We start from the raw sequence: 20937 nt of genomic DNA on the forward strand, positions 1-20937 counted from the left end.
GTCTTTTCTTATTTTTGTAGGATGAAGACTGCAACATTCAACCAATATATTCTGAACTTCAAACAGCCAAGTGGAACTTCGCGCGGTGTTTTGAATACCAAAGAAACTTATTTTATAGAAATTACCGAAGACGACAAAAAAGGAATTGGAGAATGCGCCCTTTTCCGAGGATTGAGTTTTGATGACGATGATGACTATGAAAGTGCGCTCGAGTGGGCTTGCCGTAATATTAATCTGAGTTTTGAAGAGTTGCAGGAAGAACTCATCAATCATCCGTCGATTATTTTTGGAATCGAGCAGGCTTTGGCAAATTTGAAACATCAGGGCGATCTTTACTTCCCAAGTGATTTTACTGAAAGCAAGGATTCAATAAAAATCAATGGTTTGATCTGGATGGGAAATGCTGAATTTATGCAATCTCAAATTGAGGAAAAACTCAAAAATAATTTCACCTGTATCAAACTGAAAATCGGTGTTGACTGGAATTCCGAAAAAGAGGTTATCAAATCTATTAGAAATAAATTCCCGAAAGATCAGATTGAACTTCGGGTAGATGCAAATGGGGCTTTTTCTCCAGAACAAGCTAAAATTGTTTTGCAGGAATTGGCCGAACTGGAAATCCATTCCATCGAACAGCCAATAGAATCCGGAAACTGGAAAGCAATGGCAGAACTTTGTAAAAATACCCCCACTCCAATTGCTTTGGATGAAGAACTTATTGGCGTTCTAAACATTGAGTCTAAAAAAGATCTTCTGACAGAAATCAAACCTCAATATATCATTCTGAAACCAAGTTTGGTCGGCGGTTTTTCCGGCTCTGACGAATGGATTGATTTAGCTGAGAAAAATAAGATCAATTGGTGGATCACTTCTGCATTGGAAAGCAACATCGGACTGAATGCGATTGCGCAGTATACTTACAACAAAAATAATCCGATGCCGCAAGGACTGGGCACCGGAAGTTTGTTTACTAATAATTTTCCAAGTCCTTTAGTTTTAAAGGGCGAAAATCTTTGGTTTGAATACCAACATTTATAAAAAAAACATCAATAATCGTTTTTCGTTCCAAATTTATTAGTAACATTTTCCTAAATTTGATGACATATAATTTTCTCAGTCATTAATTTTTCCGAAATGAAATTAAAAGTTTTAGGTCTTCTTGTCGCCAGTGTGTTCATCAATGCTCAGAATATTCAAAATAATCCAGGGAGCAATCATGGGAACAAATTTGAACAGCTTGGGACAATTCTGCCCACGCCAAACACGTACAGAACGGCTTCCGGTGCGCCTGGAAATCAGTATTGGCAGCAGCGTGCAGATTATGACATCTCTGCCTATTTGGACGAAGACAAAAGAAATCTGAAAGGTTCTGAAACGATTACTTATTACAACAATTCGCCGGACGAGTTGGAATATCTCTGGCTTCAATTGGATGAAAATCAGCAGTCTTCTGTAAAAAATGCAGATTATCCCTCATCTTCCACTTTGGGAAAAACTTCAAATATCGACAGGTTAAGACCTTCCGAAGTTCCATTGAAGGATAATGGTTACGGTGTAAATCTTGAAAAAGTAACTGATGCAAAAGGCTCTCCTATCAAATATGTTGTCAACAAAACAATGATGAGAATCGATCTGGCAAAACCTTTGAAGGCTGGAGAGAAATTCACATTTAAAGTCGACTGGAATTACAACATCCCGAACCGTATGGAAAAAGGCGGTCGTGGCGGCTATGAAAACTTTCCGGAAGACGGCAACGACCTTTATACAATGACGCAATGGTATCCGAGAATGTGTGTTTACAGCGATTTCCACGGCTGGCAGAATCACCAGTTTACAGGTCGTGGCGAGTTTGCATTGGTCTTTGGAAACTTCAAAGTTTCTATGAATGTTCCTGCAGATCACATTATCGGCGGAACTGGAGAATGTAAAAATTACAGTGAGGTTTTGACTTCAGCTCAATTATCGAGATACAAACAAGCTGAAAACTCTAACGAACCAATCGAAATTGTAACACTTGACGAAGCTAAAAAAGCTGAGAAAAATAAATCCAAGGAAAGAAAAACCTGGAAATTCGAGGCGGAAAACGTAAGGGATTTTGCCTGGGGATCATCCAGAAAATTTGTCTGGGACGGAATGCGCGTCACGATTCCTGAAAACAACAACAAAGTGATGGCAATGAGTTTCTACGGAAAAGAAGCTTACGGACTTTACAGAAAACTCTCTACAAAAGCGGTTGCCCACACCATTAAAACTTATTCAGAATTTACGATTCCTTATCCATATCCTGTGGCACAATCGGTAGAAGCGTCCAACGGAATGGAATATCCGATGATCTGTTTCAACTACGGAAGAACTGAAAAAGACGGAACCTATTCCGAGGCGATTAAAAATGGAATGCTTGGCGTGATCATCCACGAAGTTGGACACAACTTTTTCCCAATGATCATCAACTCAGACGAGAGACAATGGTCTTGGATGGATGAAGGATTGAACACCTTTGTAGAATATTTGACCGAGGAAAAATGGGACAATAAATTCCCTTCGAAACGTGGGCCAGCTTGGACAATCGTAGATTATATGAAACTTCCGAAAGATGAATTGGAGCCAATTATGACCAATTCAGAAAATATCGCGAGATTCGGGCCAAATGCTTATTCTAAGCCTGCAACAGGACTAAACATTCTTCGTGAAACCATTATGGGCAGAGAACTTTTTGATAAAGCATTCAAGACGTATGCACAAAGATGGGCTTTCCGTCATCCTGAGCCTGCAGATCTTTTCAGAACGATGGAAGATGCAAGCGGCGAAGATCTGGATTGGTTCTGGAGAGGCTGGTTCTACAGCACAGATCCAGTAGATATTGCGATTGACAAAGTGACTGTAGCAGTTCCGGATTTTGATGCCATTCCAAAAGAAGCAAAAGAAACCAAATACAAAACTGACGCACCGCTTCTGAATGATTTTGAAGACATTTCCAAGATCAGAAACAGAGAAGATAAAACCATCAAATTCTATGTTGACGGAGACAAAAACGTTCAGGATTTTTATTACAAATACGACCGTGGACAGGAAAAAGTGGACACTTCTAAAGAATATGTTTTAAAAAGCGAAGGTTCTGAAAAATTATCAGCGCAGGAAAAAACTCAAGGTCTTAACAAAAATATCACAGCTTATCAAATCGACTTCACAAATAAAGGCGGATTGGTAATGCCGATCATTCTAGAACTGACTTTTGAAGATGGAACCAAATTGAAAGACAAAATCAATGTTCAAATCTGGAGAGCTAATGAGCAAAAGGTTTCCAAAACTTATTACCTTGATAAAAAACTGAAATCTATCCAGCTTGATCCAATGAAAGAAACAGCTGACATCGACACTTCCAACAATTTCTGGGCAGCAACTTCATCGACGGAAGCGCCTACGAAATTCCAGGTTTTCAAACAGTCACAAAGAGAAACAGCACGAGGCGGCGCCAGCGGAAAAGTAAATCCGATGCAAGCTGCAGGGAAGAAATAAAAAAATGACACATAGCACCATTCAAATATTATTTTACATTGCATTAGTTTTCGGACTTGGAGGCGGCGTATTGATATTGATTTGGTGGGCAAAAAAGATCTGGAAAAAATATTACAAAAGTGTAACTAATGACAGAGTAATCAGCATCAGTGCTGTATCAATGAAAGCATTAATTTATATGTTTCCGGGTGTTCTACTTTTTGTTTTAATGAATATTCCGTTGATGTATCTTGGAAGTTTATTGAAAAAAGAAGATTACTGCAAAGAAATCATCAGAGTAAATAAGGGTATCAAGAAAGACGATCCTTTCATAAAAGAAAGATGCAATTGCCTTGATGTTGATGAATTATTTGAAAACGCTTTGAAGGAAGGAAATTAGAATATAATTTCAATTTCGTCCTGTCTATAAAAAGTAAACAGTTTGCTGTAACTTTATCATATTTGGCACTACTTATTATTAAAAAATATGAGAACATTTCTTATTCTTTTAATAATTGGTAGTGCCAATTTTTTTTCTGCACAAAACCTGCTTACACCTTCCAACATTAAACTTGATTCAAAGTACATCCAAGATGAATCGAATGAGGTGAGTTGGACAATGGAAAATGCAGGAAAAAAAATAGAAATCGGGAAAGTAACAACCGAACAGAAAAAATTAAACAAAAAAGAACTTCTGATAAAAACGACTGTCAAAATGAAGCAAGCTCCTGATGCTTGGGTGGATTCTACAATTGTTAAGATTTCAGATTTCCAGCCGGTGTATCATTCGTCATTTAATTCTATGAGAAATATGTCGCTAAAATTTGATAAAAATAAAGTGACAGGTTATTATTTGGATAATAAAACTCAGAAAAAAGACATTATTAATGAAGCTACCAATACAGCCTATTTTGACAGCAACAGTTATCCTGCACTCATTCGGTTTTTGCCTTTAAAAGAAAATTATTCAACAGAAATTTCAATTTTCGATTATAATCCGACAGCAAAAAAAGGGGTTATCAAAGCTTATATTGAAAAGGTAGAAATTGGTGAATACCATGATAAGAAAGTCTGGATTGTAAAAACGACGGATGATATTCAGGACAGGAAAACCGAGAGTACTTATTATATTGATTTGGATTCGAGAAAAGTTATTAAGCAGGAAATAAATGCTGGAGGCAGGAAGATGATAATGGAATAAAATAAATTGGTAGCTTTAGTAAAACTTTCTAAAACGATATTATGGATAAGTTTAAATTACCTCGATTAGAAAAGAAAAAACTTAGCAAGCAAATCTGGTTTTATCCTGCCGATGAAAAAGGAAACAGTTTGGTTGCTTTTCCTCATAAGTACAAAGCAGATTATGATGCGATGAATCAAGGAATCGTTCAAAATATATTTGACCGAAAAACTCCGGAAGAAAAAGAAAAACGAAAGAAGGAACACGAAGAACTTGATAATGAAATCTATGTTTCCGATGATGAATTAAGAAAATATGTGAATAACATCTTCGCAAAAGAGTACAGAAATTCGTCTTACAATATTCTTTTGGAAGCCAAGAATCACTCAAAGGCACAATTAGGATATTTTAATTTCATCAATTCATATCAAAAACACTTGACAAATGATAGTTTCAGTAATATTTGCTGTATGGCTGTAGATTATTGTAGACAATTACTTAAAACTAAAAGATCAAAAAATAAAAAGCACAAACGGCGCAACAGCTAACCGTGAAAGTCATTCAAACCGAATGACTTTTTTTTCTGCCAAAATTTCAGTCTCGAAATAAAAATCTGCCAAATCTAACTTCAATCATTTATCTTGCAGGCTCTACCCGACTTGGCACATTGTTGGAGATGTAGGAATCAGAATAAATATTAAAAATCAAATATAATTATGTCAGTAAATTTCAAACCATTAGCGGACAGAGTTTTGGTAGAACCAACACCTGCAGAAACTAAAACAGCATCAGGAATCATCATCCCAGACACTGCAAAAGAAAAACCTCAGGAAGGAACCGTTGTAGCAGTTGGTCCTGGAAAAGTAGATGAGCCAACCACTGTAAAAGTTGGTGACAAAGTGCTTTATGGAAAATATTCAGGAACAGAACTTAAGTTTGAAGGGAAAGATTATCTTATCGTAAAAGAGGGAGATCTTCTTGGAATTATTGGGTAACAAATTTGTAAAAAGTAAAAGGTATTTACGTAAAATGATTTAAATTTTCGTGAATACAACATTCATTAATACATTGTACAAAGTACATTAATACAACAAAAAATGGCAAAAGAAATTAAATTCGATATTGAATCAAGAGACGCTTTGAAAAGAGGTGTTGACGCGTTGGCAAATGCAGTTAAAGTAACTTTAGGACCAAAAGGTAGAAACGTTGTCATCGAAAAATCTTTCGGTGCGCCACACGTTACCAAAGATGGTGTGACGGTTGCCAAAGAAATCGAACTGGAAGACAGAGTAGAAAATATGGGTGCTCAAATGGTGAAAGAAGTTGCTTCTAAAACCAATGACATCGCTGGAGATGGTACAACTACCGCTACAGTGCTTGCTCAGGCTATCGTAAGAGAAGGTCTTAAAAACGTTGCTGCTGGTGCAAACCCAATGGACTTGAAAAGAGGAATCGACAAAGCTGTTTTGGCAGTGGTTGAGAACCTTAAATCTCAGTCTCAGGAAGTGGGGAACAATTCTGAAAAAATCAAGCAAGTGGCTTCTATCTCTGCAAACAATGATGATACGATCGGATCATTGATTGCTGAAGCTTTTGGAAAAGTTGGGAAAGAAGGTGTGATCACTGTTGAGGAAGCAAAAGGAACAGATACAACTGTAGATGTTGTAGAAGGAATGCAGTTTGACAGAGGTTTCCAGTCTCCATATTTCGTAACCAATCCAGAAAAAATGGTGGTTGAACTAGAAAATCCTTACATCTTGTTGGTTGAGAAAAAAATCTCTTCGATGAAAGAATTATTGCCAGTTCTTGAGCCAGTTGCACAAGGTGGAAAATCGCTTTTGATCATCTCTGAAGAAGTTGAAGGTGAAGCTTTGGCAACTTTGGTAGTGAACAAATTGAGAGGTTCTCTTAAAATTGCTGCTGTGAAAGCGCCAGGATTTGGTGACAGAAGAAAAGCAATGTTAGAAGATATCGCAATCTTAACAGGCGGACAAGTGATCTCTGAAGAAAGAGGTTTCACAATGGAAAACATTACGCTAGATATGTTGGGAACTGCTGAGAAAGTGGTGATTGACAAAGACAATACAACCCTTGTAAACGGTGGTGGCGAAGAAGCTCAGATCAAAGGAAGAGTTTCGCAGATCAAAGCTCAGATGGAGACAACGACTTCTGACTATGACAGAGAAAAACTTCAGGAGAGATTGGCTAAATTAGCTGGCGGTGTTGCTGTACTTTACGTAGGTGCTGCTTCTGAAGTAGAAATGAAAGAGAAAAAAGACAGAGTTGATGATGCATTGCACGCAACCAGAGCTGCTGTAGAAGAAGGAATCGTTGCCGGTGGTGGTGTTGCTTTGGTAAGAGCGGTTGCTGCCCTTAACTTCGAAGGTTCAAATGCTGACGAAACGACTGGTATCAAGATCATCAAAAGAGCGATCGAAGAGCCATTGAGACAAATCGTGACCAATGCTGGAGGCGAAGGTTCTGTAATCGTTGCGAAAGTAGCGGAAGGAACTGGAGATTTCGGTTACAACGCAAAAACTGACGAATATGTGAATATGCTTGAGGCTGGAATCATCGATCCAACCAAAGTAACAAGAGTTGCTCTGGAAAACGCAGCTTCTGTTTCTGGAATGCTATTGACAACTGAATGTGTTATCACTGAAGTGAAAAGCGCTGAACCTGCAATGCCAATGGGCGGCGGGATGCCGGGAATGATGTAGTAGTCAACGACAACTAAATATATAGAACCGTTCAGATTTTTTCTGAGCGGTTTTTTGTTTTACAGAAAATCCAACGGACTACTAATACTAAGCTTTGAAATATCTGTAATATGTGTATAGATTTCAGTAGTTTTGATGTTATTATGTCCCAAAAGATCCTTAATAATCCGAATATCTACACCATTTTCTAAAAGATGAGTTGCAAAAGAATGTCTTAGGGTATGAACAGATGCAGGAGAATCTACACGTGATTTTTGCAAGGCAGATTTCATTATTTGTTGTACACTACGCTGGGAATATTTCGCATTTTTTGAACCTTCAAATAAATATTTTTTAGGTTTATAGATTTTGTAATATTCTCTCAGCAACTCGATAAGTTTGGAGGAGAGCATTACTACTCTATCTTTTTTTCCCTTTGCTTGCCTGATTAGCAGAATATTTTGGCTTGTTTTAATATCAGAAATTTTAAGATCTAATAATTCTCCTAATCTGAGACCACAAGAGTAAATAGTTGTAAGAATTGCTCTATGCTTTATGTTGGAAGTAGAATCTAAAATCTTTTTCACTTCCGTTTTAGTTAAAAATTTCGGCAATTTATTTTCACTTCTTTGAGGGTAAAGATGTTTTAAACTAATTGTTCTTTGAAACGTTTCCTGATAAAACTTGACGATAGTTGCAATCATTGCTTTTTGATAAGATGATCCTACTTTTTTCTTTTCAACGAGCCAAATAATAAAATCTTCCAATTGTTTTTGTGTAATATCTTCAGGTTGATACTTTGCCGAGAGTTTCAAAAAATAAGATAAATGGGAGGTGTAAGTTTTAACACTGCTTTTTGCATATCGTTGAAGCCGCAATATTGTAGCGAAATCTTCTACATAATTTTTATTCATCTTGGAAGTTTGTGCGTTTATCCAAATATAGTAAATTTTAATTTAATGATTAGCAAGCAGATAGCCTAAATTAAAACAACATTAGCGCAATTGTATATATTGAGTATTGTCGCAATGCGTAAATTTGGGTGTTAGCCACAACTTTATGAACAATTTTCGACCAGAGACATTCTTGCAATTCTTAAAAACGACAAAGCCCATTTGGTTTTTGAAGATAATTTGGGTTTTTGCATTTGTGTTTTTAACGCTTCTGTTTTTCTGGACTTACAAAACTGATTTGAATTCATTTTGGGGATATTTTATTTTCATTATCGTTGGACTGACAATTCAAGCTGGATTTATATATTGGAATACATATAGAATGTTCCATCTTGGCAGACAAGCTTTTCTTGATTTGAATAACGAAGACTTGCAAATTATTTCTGATGTACCTGTAATTGTAAAAGGGTTTGACTTATTTTCCAAAAGAAGTTTTTTTAATGTTGATATTAGCCAACCAATCTATGACTTTGAGCAAGCAGATATTATATTCTCTAAGGAGAGCATAATATTGTTAGGTAAATCAAATCAATTTGGAACGACTACTTTTGCATCACCAGTAGAAGTAGTAACGTCAAAATCGAAAACAACGATAGCTAATGCGAAATTGGTAAACTGGTCTGATACTGGAAACAAGTTGCAAATTGAAATTAGAGATAGTAACTATGACAAACCAATAAAAATTGAATTTAAAAGTAATTATGAAGAAATAAAGCTATGGCTAACAAGGGTTTTGCAATAGTGGGGCGAAACTGCAAAGTTCAACGGCAGTTCTTCGGTTCTACTTTTGTGCAAAATTGAGGTTTTGTGCTTCGATTGCCCCACCATCGCAAAGCCCCGAAACGTTATGCAACATTTTATAAAAACTGACCTAAACGAAATTTAATCGAAAATGAGTTTAAATAATAAAATTACACAAAATTGTCCTCATTGCAATTTTGAACAAGAATTAGAATATTACCAAACGGTAAATATCACTCTACAGCCAGAACTTAAAAATAAAGTTCTTTCTGGTAAAATGAACGAAAATATCTGTTCAAATTGCAAAAAAGAAATAAATATAGTTTCTGGTTTTCTTTATCACGATATGAAAAATCAAATAATGCTTGAGTTATCTATGACAGATGAAGAAGTAAACGATGAAGGAAAGAATAAAATAATCGAAAATATGGTAACGCAAGGATATATTTATCGTAAAGTTTACGAATACGAAAAACTTATCGAAAAGATAAATATTTTTGACAGCAAACTAAATGATTTAGTAGTTGAAAAGGTTTCTAACAAAATGAAAAATATGTTAGACGAATCTATAAAAGAAGTGGCAGAAATAAATGATGATTTTAATTTCAAAGTATTTTTCAAGAAAATAGAAACTGGATTATTTAAAAAAAAAATTTCTTTCTATTGCTTTAGTAATCCAAGCCAAATAATGGAAATGAAATATGATATTAAAAATCTTGAAACTAATGAAAAGGACAATTTATACAATATGGAAATCCTTAGAAAATAAAAAAAACGTCGCATAACAAGGGCTTTGCAATAGTGGGGCAAAACTGCAAAGTTCAACAGTTGTTCTTCGGTTTAACTTTTGTACAAAACTGAAGATTTGTGCTTCCGCCACTTCGCCAAGCTGCAAACCATTGTGCGATATGCTAAAACCAACAATCTAAACAAATAAAAACATAAGATGAAAAAACTATTATTCATAATTCTAATTTTAAATTATTTAGTTGCTTGTTCACAAGGAAAAGAAAATAAAACATACTATGAGAATGGAAATTTAAAAGAGCATAATTATTTGGACGAAAATGGTGAAGTAACAGGAGAATGGAAAGCATATTATGAAAGTGGAAAACTTCTAAAAACCGGAAACATAGAAAATGGAAAACTTGAAGGCGAAGTAAAAGAATATTACGAAAATGGGAATCTAATGTCAATTACAAATTATCAAAATGGATTGGAAAATGGAGAATGGAAATATTATAATGAAAATGGCACATTAAATTTTATTATGAATGCTAAAAATGGAATAAAACACGGTGAATTCAAACATTATTTAGATGGAAAATTAGAAACGATTGACATTTACGTAAATGGAGAAAGAACAAATGGAAAAGAGTTTCATAAAAATGGAAAATTATTATCTGAAGGGAGTTATAAAGATGGAAAAGAAGACGGAGAATGGAGATATTACAATGATAAAGGAAAACTTGTATCTATCGGAAATTATCAAAATGGTAAAAAAGTTGGGGAATGGAAAGGATACTACTTCGAAGACGAAACATTAAGTGAACTTGAAATTTATAAAAATGGAGAAGTAGAAGAATTGCAATTATATAACGGTTATGGACAATTGATGAAAACTTATAAATATGAGAAAGAACAATAATTGTAGATATTTCTTAAATGTGTTAGATATTGAAAAGCAAAGTCGACATTCAAACAAAGAACATCGCACAGCAAGGCTTTTGCGTCGGGCGGGCTGAAGCGCAAAATTCAAATGTAGTTTTTCAATTTAACTTTAGAAATAATATCAACTTTTATCCATCGAAATCCCGCCCGAACGCCAAGCTCCAAAACGTTGGTGGTAATTTTCCGATAAGCCGTGTAAACAATATAAATACTATAAAAGAACGATGCTAAATTCGCAACTTTAATAATGAAAAATGAGAAAGTTTATCCTAATACTTTTTTCAATTTCTCTTTTTTCTTGTAAGAATGAGAAGGAAAAAAATACGAACACCAACATTCAAAATGAAAAAATACCTATAGCTACTAAAATCCAAAATCCAAAAGCTGAATTAGAAAATGAAATCATTAAGTTAATAAAGGCTTTTAAAACAAAGGATGAAAAAGCTTTAAATAGCTATATTGATACAAATATTGGTTTTTATCTTATTCCGGGACCTGGAACTTTACTGAACTTTAAAAAAACTAATGAAATATCAACTTTTGTCCTTCGATTTTTCGCCCGAACGCAAAGCCCCGAAACGTTAGCAGAAATCTTTCCCAACAAGACACAAAAACAATATGGCAACAGACGGAGTGCAAATAATTGACGGAGATTTGGCACACGACACATACGAAAATATTATGGAATTGTATGACAGTGGTGCAAACGCCGAAACTATAAAAAAAGAATATCCCTTCATAAAAGATGATTATGGTATTAATTCAGATTTTTATCACGAAATTTTTGTAACAGCTTACGCTCTTGCATTTTGGGAAATCGGAGAATTGACAGACGAAATACTTAATGAAGTAAAGCGAGTTATTGACCTTAAAGCAGGTGTGAAACTTTGGACTGAAGAATGTGATGAAAAAGAAGGAAAAAAAAGACTAAAGGTACTTGACAAGTTTCTGCAAAATATATCTGAACCAAATCAAAAAATCCGAAAACGAAAAAAATATAGAGTTGTAAAAAATCTACACTTTGAACAAAATGATGTGTTAACTTTTTGCCTTCCTGACGATAATTATTGTGCTGTCATCTGTGCAAATATCACACAAGACAAATCACAAACAACTTATGAATTAGCCATAACTACATACAAGAGGAAAGATAAGCCAACAATTAATCTACTAAAAAATGAATTTATTGTTGGACATATAATGGGAGGACACGGACGAAGTAAAAAGGAATTTTTAGAGAAACAACCAGAGATTGACATACTTTGGGAGTATCACAAAAACAATGCTCAACCAATGACACAAGCTCAAAAAGATAGAACTTACGATGATAGCTTTATCGAAGTTTTTGAAGGAAGAGAACATTTTGCATTTGGAATTCCGTTTGAGTTCGTTACGCATAAAGATATGACATATATGAAAGACAGATTTGAAGTTATTGGCAAACTTAAAATCAAAGAAAATTTCAATAGACTTGGAGGCATCAGTTATTTATCAACTTTCGAAGAATTTGAAGATTTTTTTTCTGATATAGATCACTATATAGAAGTTTTTATGAAAGTGAAATTTCCAGTGAAACTTCTATGCGAAATAGATTAATGAACAAAAAAGCTTCTGCTAACAAGGGTTTTGCGTCAGGCGGGCTAAACTGCAAAATTCATCCGCCGCAGCGGATCTTCGGTTGAACATTTGTGCAAAATTGAACATTTGTCCTTCGATTGACCCACAATCGCAAAGCCGCGAAACATTATGTGCCATAATGAAAAACCGAAAACTGAAATACAAATCAATATGACAAAAAAAATTTTTTCAAATCTGTCTTTACTGATTATGACTTTATTCATTTTTTCCTGCGACACAAAACCACAACGGAATACGAACGTGAAAAATATTTACAAAAATGAATTAGAAAATGGAATTTGGGAAACCAATGCTATTTTAGGATTAGACCCAAATGCGGGAAAATTTACATTGACAAAATTTATTCAAAGAAAATTTGCAGGTAACTTAACTAGTTTTTCAAACAAAGAAATGAATTTTAGTAGTGGATACACCGCCTTCTGTGGAAATGATAATTTTACAACTGTAATTGGAAAATATGATTTTTTTGACAAGGACAAAATAAGCATTTCTGTAGATTCTGTTACATATTCTGGAGGATGGGAAAAACCTACTGAGATTAGAAAGAAAAAAGATTTAATTTATTTAATCTCTAAAGTTGATGACAAACTAATATTGACAAAACAGAATGAGTAAAAGTACAGCACATAACGAGGGTTTGGCAATAGCGGGCAGAAAGTCTAAAATTCACGTTTTGTGCTTCGGTTGAAATTTGTATTTTAGTTGAAGGTTTCGGCTTTGATTTCCCCGTCATCGCAAAGCCCCAAAACGTTGGCAGTAATTCTACAGAACCGGCCAAATGAAATAAACCAACAAGGAATGATGAAATTACACAAAATACTTTTCTTTCTAAACTTCACACTTCTATTCACAAGCTGTAACGGACAAAATAAAAACACAAAATCAGAAAAAGATATTTATGCAATCGGAAACGAAATAAAACATTTCAGTAAAGAACCGCATTACGGAGCAAGTATTACAACGAGTAATTGCTCGTTTGAAATTCTAATTAATGACGTTCCCATAATTAAATACAAAGATAATTCTGGGGGCGGTTTGTCAGGTTCGTATTTTCCGCTGAATTGGGACATCACCCAAAAAGGTGCACAAAAAATAACTATTCGTTTGTCTCCTGGATTTAATCAAACCACCAATTCAATGCACACAACATTAATGAGGAACTCTGGTGTTCGGATAATTATAGAAGAATCTTTCATAAACAAAGATAATAGTTGGGGCGATGAAGAAGAAGTGAAAACTTATACAACGCCTCAGAAAATGGTTGAAGGTAGAGAAGTTGCAACTTTTGATGGAAAGAAATATTTTGAAGACAGTTTTACTTTTGAAGCAAATGTTCCTTATAAAATTAACAGTTTAGATAATGCAGAGCTACTTTTCACCAAAGATAAAGAACAGCTAAAAATTTTAGAGAAGGAAGTTGTCGCAAAATACAATGAAGTAAGAAACATTTACTTGAAAGGAACAAAAGATGACTTAGCCAACATTCAGTATGACAAAGAAAAAAGACTTGCACAGCAAATGTATCTTTCTTCCGAAGAAATAAAAAATAGTTGGGACAAAGAGTATCAATTTAGAACAGATGATGATCTTGAATTTTTTGATTTGAAACCCATAGAAAAATACAAAATGACTTTTTATGCCAACGGAAAATTGGTGTGCTTAGAAAAAATAAATAACGAAAAATCCGCACTTTGGGGAGGCTTTAAACGAAAAGATAAAGACATTGGAACTACAACCTACATTCAACTTTATTTGTACCGCCCAAAAAATACTGCGGAACTGCAAGTATATTAAAAAAAACTACCGCTAACAAGCCTTTTGCAATAGTGGCGCGAAACTGCAAAGTTCAACGGTATTTTCTATGATTTAATTTTTGTACAAAATTGAATATTGGTGCTTCTATTGCCCCGCCATCGCAAGGCACCGAAAAGTTGGCAGATATTTTATGAAAAAAACAGCCCTTTTTATTATAATATTATTATCAGCTATAGGTTGTTCACAAAAAAATAACCCCGAATACTGTTCGCCTCTTAAAGCCGTTGAGCTACTAAAAAATAATCCGCAAGTTGGTCTTTCTAAAACTCAAACAGGTTTTTATGAAATTGCAAGTGAAGATGAAAAATTTATTTATTTCGGTTATCGAACATTAAACCTGAAATTGAAACCGAAGATGAATCCTTTCTATAAAACCGACAAAAAAAAATTCAATTCGATTATTCAAAAAATTTATGATCTAGACTTATGGAAAGCAGAAGCTATTATAGAAAATTGGTATTTAGAAAAGTATCCAGAATTCAAGTTTGACTCTATTCAAAAAGCGCAAACGATTGAAATTAAATTTTTGCACAATAAAACCACAGACAAATATGATGCGAGTTGCACTGGGTGGATAGAGTTTTACTATTCGAGAATGGAAAAATCAACAAGACCAAATATTGATAGCGCTATGACAAATTATACGATAAAAAAATTTGACTATGTTGCTTTAATAACAAATGGAAAAGATATCGAGCGGATAAAGAGCAAATAAAAAAACTACTGCTAACAAGGCTTTTGCAATAGTTAGGCAAAACTGGCATATTCAACACTTGTTCTTCGTTTCGGCTTTTGTGCAAAATTTAATTCCGCCACTTCGCAAAGCCCAAAACCGCTAGCAGTAACCTTGACAGAAAAACGCGCATACAAAAATTAGCAACTTAAAAAAAATATTTTGAATTATGAGTATGATAGGAAACCTGCTTCGAGTGACTAAATCTGAACTTGAAGACTATTTAAAAGACAGTTCATTATTGGAAGACAAGATCTATGACGACGAAACGGAAAACGAAAATCTAGTAGATATTGACAAATCTTGGGACGGAATAATATTTCTACTTACTGGACAAAGTCTAGCAACAGCGGAACACGATCTTGTAAGAGTTTTGTTCAGTGGACAACTAATTGATGAGGAACAGGATTTAGGTTATGGACCAGCTCACTATTTGACACCTGAACAGGTTGCGGAACTAAATAATGAAATTTCAAAAATCACAATTGCTGACATAAAGCAAAAGTTCAATCCTGAAAAAATGACTGAATTAGAAGTCTATCCTACAATTTGGGACGAGGGAGATGATGCATTTGATTATGTGGCTGACGGATTTTTGACATTACAAAGTGTTTTTGCAGACGCAACAAAAAACGAGGATGCAATAATTACATTTTTAAACTAATCGACAGAAAAGGCTTCATCTAACGTAATGCTGACCAACAATGCATAACAGCAATGAAAAAATAGATCACATAAAAATAGACAGTTATGATCATACGTGCGGAATATGGAATAATATGCGATAAAGAAGACGAAAAGGAAATTGTGAAAAGAATTAACAAGTTTCTAAAAAATGAATATGAATATAGAAAAATCTACAAAAGAAATGATGATTCAATCTCAGCTTTCAATTACGACTATTATTATTTTCAGTTTATAAAAGAAAACCCGCGTTGGTATTTTGACCTCTACCCCAATGAAGACTTGGACGGAAAATTAAAATTTGACAACCAAGAGACGCAATGGATCTTGTATTTTGACAAACAGAATTTATCTGAGAATACAGAAATTCAAAATCGAGAAGTCAATCTTTTCTTTGACAAATTGATTGATGCTATCGGCTACGAAACTATTCTTTTGCACAATTACAAAGATGACGAAGAGGAAAGAATTGGTAATATTTTTGATTAATAAAACAGGAATCTAACAGACATACAAAATAGCAATCCCACTAACGAGGATTTGCAAAAAGCGGTGCTGAACGGCTTCGATTGGACATTTGTGCAAATATCAACATTAGCTCCTCGATTGAACTTTTGTTCTGAAAATCCCTGCCTTCAGCAAGCCAAAAAAAACTAGCCATAATTTTCACGACCGTTTCCCTACACAAAACCTGATTGAAAAAGAGTGAAACATATGATATGGCGAAAGAATTAAATGAAATTTATAATTCATATAAAGACAAAATCAAATTTATTGGTATAATAGAAGGCTATGTCGAAAACCAAAAAGAATTAGATGAATACTTGAAAAATTCTAAAATCCTATTTGAGCAGATTGACAACACAAAATCACAAGGCAAACCTGAAATTCTAAATTACAATATGTATTGTAGTCCCGCAAAAATCCTGATTGGTAGAAGTGGTAAAGTAATTCATTCTTCTTGTGGTGGTGGAAACAGTTATGAACTAATACAAAAATTAGACAGTATAAAAAACTAACGCTAACAAGGGTTTTGCAATAGTGGGGCGAAACGTTATCGATAATGTTCTGAAAAGACTACTCATACTGACATTTTTCAACCTAATATCTTTTCTATCTTTTAGTCAACAGAAAACTAACTATTAAATAATAGAAGTCTTTCCAAAGATTTCAGCTTTTGCTTTTTTACCTGATATCATTATGAGGAAGACCGTTTAGGAATTGAATATAATTCTTGATATAGATATTGGATATGCAGGTATTTTTTTTCAGATAATAACTATTATTATTGTGGTTAGCGTACGTCTTTTCGCTTACGAAGCTCGTAAATTTCACAACCAAATTAAGATACAACAACGAAATGCAAGTTTGATTTTGATAGCTATCATTACATTACTTGTCGGAGTTTATTTAGTTCAATTTATAATATGATTTACAGTAATGAGAACATTTTTATTTATACTATCCCTACTTACTACTTACCTATCAGTCTGCATTGGCACAATCCAAAAACGAACCGCAACTGTCAATACCTATAGCTACGACCAAAGCTATAAAGCAAAACATGCCAAATGAACCTCAAAAGAAAAATTTTGATTTTTACCAGGATTTTGAAAATTATGCAGCAGGCAAAGAAAGCATCAACAAAAATATTTATGAAAAATATGTCATAAAAAATAGTATTCCCATCTATTTAAAAATGACAAAAAAAAAGGAAGAATATCCTGCATCTTGTTATAAATTATTTACCGATGGGATGGTGCAAGTTGCAATCGACAAAACACGCTTTTTCCTGCTTCAAACATTGATGAACCGATATTCCTGTGCGAAAGACGGAAGCAGTTATATCTCAAGAAAAAACCATTGGAACAATAGCGAAGGCGGAAGATTAAGCAACGAAACTATCCGCCAATCTATTGAATATTTGGCACAAGACGATAAAAAAGCTTTCACCGAAAAAGAATTGGATATGTTTTTTTACAGAAGCGAAAAAACTTTTTCGTTCCGGTTCCTATCAGCAATCCAATGCATTATTTGCCTTTCTTGGAACAGTTTATGAACCTTACAGAGAAGCTTCACTCAACAATGTAGGCTTATCATTTTATAATAAAAAAGAGTTTTCTTACGCGTTGATTTACTTTAAAAAAGCGATTGAACTGTACCCAAAAGGCTATCTCGGCTATCTGAATGCGGGTGCTTGTTTACAGAACCTGCCTGTAGATTTGGGCGACGAAAACCAGAGCGGTGCTTTCTTTAAAAAGGCTTACGAATTGGCACCCAAAAACCCCAATGCCATCTTTAACTACGCCAACGTACTGAACCAATTTTCCATGCAAGGTTTAGATAATCAGGATTTAAAAGAAAATCTCTATGCGCAGGCTGTACAGTCAAAACAAGATGAGCCTCTGGCTAAGCTTCAATTTGCCAAAACCTTGCATCAAAAGGCATACGATGAGCCTTATAACGAAACATTGTTTAACAATGCTTTGACTGCTTATGACGAAGCGATTAAACAATTTCCCGGTTATGCCGACAATTACAAAAACAAGGCAAGACTACTAAGCTATTGGAGCAGACAAAAGAATTATCCCGAAAACCGTGTGATGAAAAAACAGGTTTGTGAAAATATCGATCAGTATAAAAATTTACTAAAAGGTGACTACGATACGGAACTTGATAGAATGTGTATCTATTATCCCGAACTGAAAAGTAATACCGTAAAAAATTATACCGAATTATTATCGGGTTGGGAAGAAATCGCCCTTGCTAAAGGCGATTTGAATAAGGACGGTTTTGACGATATAGTGCTTATTGCAAGAGCCGTCAATCCGAAAAAAAAATAAAAATATAGTTCGCTACGATACGCCCAATCACGAAAAAGGAATGAAAAACTACAATGAGAGTTCGTTGTATGTTTTACTTTATAATCCTAAAGATAGCAATTATATAATCAAAGAAATAAATGATGAAATCCTTGCAGTTGACGAGAGTTATTATGATAAAGTCTTTGAAGTACAGATAAAAAATGGGGCTTTCCGTTTGATACGCCACGAAAATCCATTTTTGAACAAAATCATCAGAATATTTCGTTTAGAGTCGGAGAAAATGATGTGCATTGGCGAAAATTTTTCTTTATTAAAAGATAAATTAGGACATATTTCAGGTACGTATAATGGTCTAATACTGCCTGTAGAAAAATATGATATTTCCTATAACTTCAATACCAAAACAGTAGAAATTGCAAAACAAAACGTTCGAACCAACAAAAAAGAAACTGCAACATATCCAATTGAAATTGAAAAATATGACCTTCAAAATACCAATAAGAATGATTACAAAGTATTTGAAGTAGCGGCAAAAATTATAAAAACTACCGCTAATTAGGGTATTGCAATAGTGAGCAGTAAGTCTGCAATTCACGTTTTTTGTTTCGGTTAAGATTTGTATTTTAGTTGAGAGTTTCGGCTACTTTTGGCACAAATAAACTTTTCAGAAACACCGCCTCTCGAAAACTATCCGACTGACGGAATTTTACAATTTTTTATTTCTCCAACAGATTGGTACGATATGGACGATTACAAAATTCTTTTCCATCAAACTACAGAAAATGAATATCAAACAGATTTCTCTTTCTTAACTGAAAAGTTGTATAAAGAAAGTCCTGTTTATTGCGAACATAAATTGGATTTCGAAAAAGTTATCGAATACGGAGGATATGAAGATTTTAGATTTGATATGGATTTTAATGGAAAACGATATTATGACTACCAGGAAAAATTAACTGACGAACAAAAAACTGACATGGACTATATTCTTGACGGAATTGGACATAAAATTGGTGGATATGCCTATTTTACACAATCTGACCCACGGGATTATAATGACAACCAAAAAGACGAAATTCTACTTTTGCAAATTGACACCGATGAAGAAATTATGTTTGGTGACTCTGGTGTAGGAAATTTATTTATTAACCCTAACAGTTTAAAAGAAAAAGATTTTAGCCAGGTGTGGTTTAATTGGGATTGTTGCTAAAACTTAAAGAAATACTACCTTCGGGCGGTAGAAGTGTAAAATTCAACAGCAGTCTTGCAATAGACTTTCGTCACAAATATCAGCTTTTGTGCTTGGATTTCCATCCGAGCGCAAAGCCCGAAACGTTAGCGGTGATTTTCCAATTTTACATATATTCTATTGGCTTCAATACCCTTTTCTGAACGTTTTAAAACTTGGTTACGGACAGGTCAGCATCAATATTATCATTATGCTTTTTGTTTTTCTGATGAGCGGATCTGTTTTGATTGCCATCAACAATAAATTCAAGAAGCGATAATTAATTTAAACCGAATAAAAATGGGAAATAAAGATTTAGAAAAATACATCCAAGTCATCGGAACGCCAAAAGAATATTCTGACAGCAAATATCTGGTTTATGTCGAACTTTATAAAACAGATAAAAAACTAAAAAAGATAATTTCCGAACATGGCAAAGTGATCAAGGAACTGGAATTTGGTTATCTCTGCGAAGCTCATCTACAGGCAATTCCGGAAATTGTAAGATCCTTATCATCGAAAAATCACGCTGTGTACCAAGTTGTAAGATTAGTCAAACTTTCCTGAAAGTCATCAATAATATAATTTAAACCATCTTTTTAAGGTGGTTTTTTTGCTTTATATTATAGTCCTTAGTCTCCTGCGATCTGCGATTTATTATTTTTTTATTAACTTGAAATTTCAAAAAATCCAGTTTATGCAGAGAATTCCGAAGTTTTTATTGTTGTTGAGTCTCACCATTTTCCTGTTTTCCTGCAAAGAGAACGAAAGGGAAAAACAATTGGATATCCGTGAAAAAATACTTTCCGAAAAAGAAAATATTTTCGCTCAGAAAGAATCCGAATTCCAGTCTCTGCTGAAAATGAGAGACAGCCTCTATGCAAAAAAAACAGATTCTGTAATTGTTCCAACCTGGCCAGTAGACATCCTTGGGAAATGGTCTGGAAAAGTCATCTGCACAGAGTCCACTTGCTCCGATTACGTGATTGGCGATCAGAGAACAGATGTTTGGGAATTCGTCAATGATTCTCTGCAAACCTCAGTCAATGTGTACAGCAACAACAATCTGGTAAGAACCTATTCTGGAAAATTGGAGAATAATGAAATCAGACTCAATTTCAAAACCGATTCTACAGCAGCTAAGCTTGTTGATATGAATATTCTTCTCAATGAAATCTCGCCTGGCAAAATGCGCGGAAAGAGAACGATCACTGTAAACAACAACTGTTCTGCTGCATTTTCTGTAGAATTGGTACGTCCATCAAAATAAAAACA

At 34.3% G+C, this 20937-nt stretch carries 26 protein-coding genes; 25 read left to right on the top strand and 1 reads right to left on the bottom strand.

Annotated features, from left to right (window positions below; translation table 11 throughout):
- Positions 1-21 precede the first annotated feature (21 nt).
- From LUD75_RS01700 to groL, 7 genes are all read left to right on the top strand, one after another.
- Positions 22-1038: an o-succinylbenzoate synthase gene (locus LUD75_RS01700; RefSeq protein ID WP_232703991.1), complete on the top strand. Its 1017-nt coding sequence runs from the start codon at positions 22-24 to the stop codon at positions 1036-1038.
- Positions 1039-1134: 96 nt separating this feature from the next.
- The gene (locus LUD75_RS01705; protein WP_232703992.1) at positions 1135-3516 is read left to right on the top strand and encodes a M1 family metallopeptidase; all 2382 of its coding nucleotides are present in this window, start codon (positions 1135-1137) and stop codon (positions 3514-3516) included.
- Positions 3517-3520: 4 nt separating this feature from the next.
- Positions 3521-3895 carry a hypothetical protein gene (locus tag LUD75_RS01710; protein WP_232703993.1) on the top strand — a complete coding sequence of 125 codons (375 nt, stop codon included), beginning with the start codon at positions 3521-3523 and terminating at the stop codon, positions 3893-3895.
- A gap of 87 nt (positions 3896-3982) precedes the next feature.
- On the top strand, positions 3983-4696 hold the full coding sequence (locus LUD75_RS01715) for a hypothetical protein (protein WP_232703994.1): 714 nt from the start codon (positions 3983-3985) through the stop codon (positions 4694-4696).
- A 41-nt stretch (positions 4697-4737) separates the two neighbouring features.
- Positions 4738-5223, top strand: coding sequence for a hypothetical protein (locus LUD75_RS01720; protein WP_232703995.1), 486 nt, complete (start codon positions 4738-4740; stop codon positions 5221-5223).
- Between the two features lie 168 nt (positions 5224-5391).
- On the top strand, positions 5392-5670 hold the full coding sequence (locus LUD75_RS01725) for a co-chaperone GroES (RefSeq protein WP_034977079.1): 279 nt from the start codon (positions 5392-5394) through the stop codon (positions 5668-5670).
- 102 nt (positions 5671-5772) lie between these two features.
- Complete coding sequence (gene groL / locus LUD75_RS01730) at positions 5773-7395, top strand: chaperonin GroEL (RefSeq protein WP_232703996.1); 1623 nt, start codon at positions 5773-5775, stop codon at positions 7393-7395.
- Between the two features lie 59 nt (positions 7396-7454).
- On the opposite strand, the gene LUD75_RS01735 is transcribed toward groL, so the two are convergent.
- Positions 7455-8288: a tyrosine-type recombinase/integrase gene (locus LUD75_RS01735; RefSeq protein ID WP_232703997.1), complete on the bottom strand. Its 834-nt coding sequence runs from the start codon at positions 8286-8288 to the stop codon at positions 7455-7457.
- 145 nt (positions 8289-8433) lie between these two features.
- Between LUD75_RS01735 and LUD75_RS01740 the strand changes: the two genes are divergently transcribed.
- The 18 genes from LUD75_RS01740 to LUD75_RS01825 all read left to right on the top strand — a co-directional run bounded on the left by LUD75_RS01740 (position 8434) and on the right by LUD75_RS01825 (position 20932).
- Complete coding sequence (locus LUD75_RS01740; RefSeq protein ID WP_232703998.1) at positions 8434-9069, top strand: hypothetical protein; 636 nt, start codon at positions 8434-8436, stop codon at positions 9067-9069.
- A gap of 150 nt (positions 9070-9219) precedes the next feature.
- Positions 9220-9837, top strand: coding sequence for a CpXC domain-containing protein (locus tag LUD75_RS01745; protein ID WP_232703999.1), 618 nt, complete (start codon positions 9220-9222; stop codon positions 9835-9837).
- Between the two features lie 177 nt (positions 9838-10014).
- Complete coding sequence (locus tag LUD75_RS01750) at positions 10015-10716, top strand: toxin-antitoxin system YwqK family antitoxin (protein WP_232704000.1); 702 nt, start codon at positions 10015-10017, stop codon at positions 10714-10716.
- Positions 10717-10993: 277 nt separating this feature from the next.
- Entirely contained in the window at positions 10994-11386 is a 393-nt protein-coding gene (locus LUD75_RS01755) for a hypothetical protein (RefSeq protein WP_232704001.1), read from the top strand.
- Positions 11358-12335 (top strand): hypothetical protein, encoded by a 978-nt coding sequence (locus tag LUD75_RS01760; protein ID WP_232704002.1) that lies wholly within the window; start codon positions 11358-11360, stop codon positions 12333-12335. Before LUD75_RS01755 ends, LUD75_RS01760 begins: the two co-directional genes overlap by 29 nt.
- 282 nt (positions 12336-12617) lie before the next feature.
- The gene (locus LUD75_RS01765) at positions 12618-12992 is read left to right on the top strand and encodes a hypothetical protein (protein ID WP_232704003.1); all 375 of its coding nucleotides are present in this window, start codon (positions 12618-12620) and stop codon (positions 12990-12992) included.
- Between the two features lie 183 nt (positions 12993-13175).
- Positions 13176-14171 carry a hypothetical protein gene (locus LUD75_RS01770; protein ID WP_232704004.1) on the top strand — a complete coding sequence of 332 codons (996 nt, stop codon included), beginning with the start codon at positions 13176-13178 and terminating at the stop codon, positions 14169-14171.
- Between the two features lie 151 nt (positions 14172-14322).
- On the top strand, positions 14323-14907 hold the full coding sequence (locus LUD75_RS01775; protein ID WP_232704005.1) for a hypothetical protein: 585 nt from the start codon (positions 14323-14325) through the stop codon (positions 14905-14907).
- A gap of 187 nt (positions 14908-15094) precedes the next feature.
- Complete coding sequence (locus LUD75_RS01780; protein ID WP_232704006.1) at positions 15095-15589, top strand: YfbM family protein; 495 nt, start codon at positions 15095-15097, stop codon at positions 15587-15589.
- An 86-nt stretch (positions 15590-15675) separates the two neighbouring features.
- A complete protein-coding gene (locus LUD75_RS01785; protein ID WP_232704007.1) occupies positions 15676-16098 on the top strand; it encodes a hypothetical protein in 423 nt (140 codons plus the stop codon).
- Between the two features lie 206 nt (positions 16099-16304).
- On the top strand, positions 16305-16628 hold the full coding sequence (locus LUD75_RS01790; RefSeq protein ID WP_232704008.1) for a hypothetical protein: 324 nt from the start codon (positions 16305-16307) through the stop codon (positions 16626-16628).
- Positions 16629-17173: 545 nt separating this feature from the next.
- Positions 17174-17668 (top strand): hypothetical protein, encoded by a 495-nt coding sequence (locus LUD75_RS01795; protein ID WP_232704009.1) that lies wholly within the window; start codon positions 17174-17176, stop codon positions 17666-17668.
- 70 nt (positions 17669-17738) lie between these two features.
- The gene (locus LUD75_RS01800; protein WP_232704010.1) at positions 17739-18452 is read left to right on the top strand and encodes an FG-GAP repeat protein; all 714 of its coding nucleotides are present in this window, start codon (positions 17739-17741) and stop codon (positions 18450-18452) included.
- 40 nt (positions 18453-18492) lie between these two features.
- Positions 18493-18993 carry a hypothetical protein gene (locus tag LUD75_RS01805; protein WP_232704011.1) on the top strand — a complete coding sequence of 167 codons (501 nt, stop codon included), beginning with the start codon at positions 18493-18495 and terminating at the stop codon, positions 18991-18993.
- 87 nt (positions 18994-19080) lie between these two features.
- Positions 19081-19644 carry a DUF1963 domain-containing protein gene (locus LUD75_RS01810; protein WP_232704012.1) on the top strand — a complete coding sequence of 188 codons (564 nt, stop codon included), beginning with the start codon at positions 19081-19083 and terminating at the stop codon, positions 19642-19644.
- Positions 19645-19732: 88 nt separating this feature from the next.
- The gene (locus LUD75_RS01815; RefSeq protein ID WP_232704013.1) at positions 19733-19942 is read left to right on the top strand and encodes a hypothetical protein; all 210 of its coding nucleotides are present in this window, start codon (positions 19733-19735) and stop codon (positions 19940-19942) included.
- A gap of 20 nt (positions 19943-19962) precedes the next feature.
- A complete protein-coding gene (locus LUD75_RS01820; protein ID WP_232704014.1) occupies positions 19963-20229 on the top strand; it encodes a hypothetical protein in 267 nt (88 codons plus the stop codon).
- 130 nt (positions 20230-20359) lie between these two features.
- On the top strand, positions 20360-20932 hold the full coding sequence (locus LUD75_RS01825) for a hypothetical protein (protein WP_232704015.1): 573 nt from the start codon (positions 20360-20362) through the stop codon (positions 20930-20932).
- Positions 20933-20937: the final 5 nt, after the last annotated feature.

Source organism: Epilithonimonas sp. JDS, assembly GCF_021261315.1.
GTDB lineage: Bacteria > Bacteroidota > Bacteroidia > Flavobacteriales > Weeksellaceae > Epilithonimonas.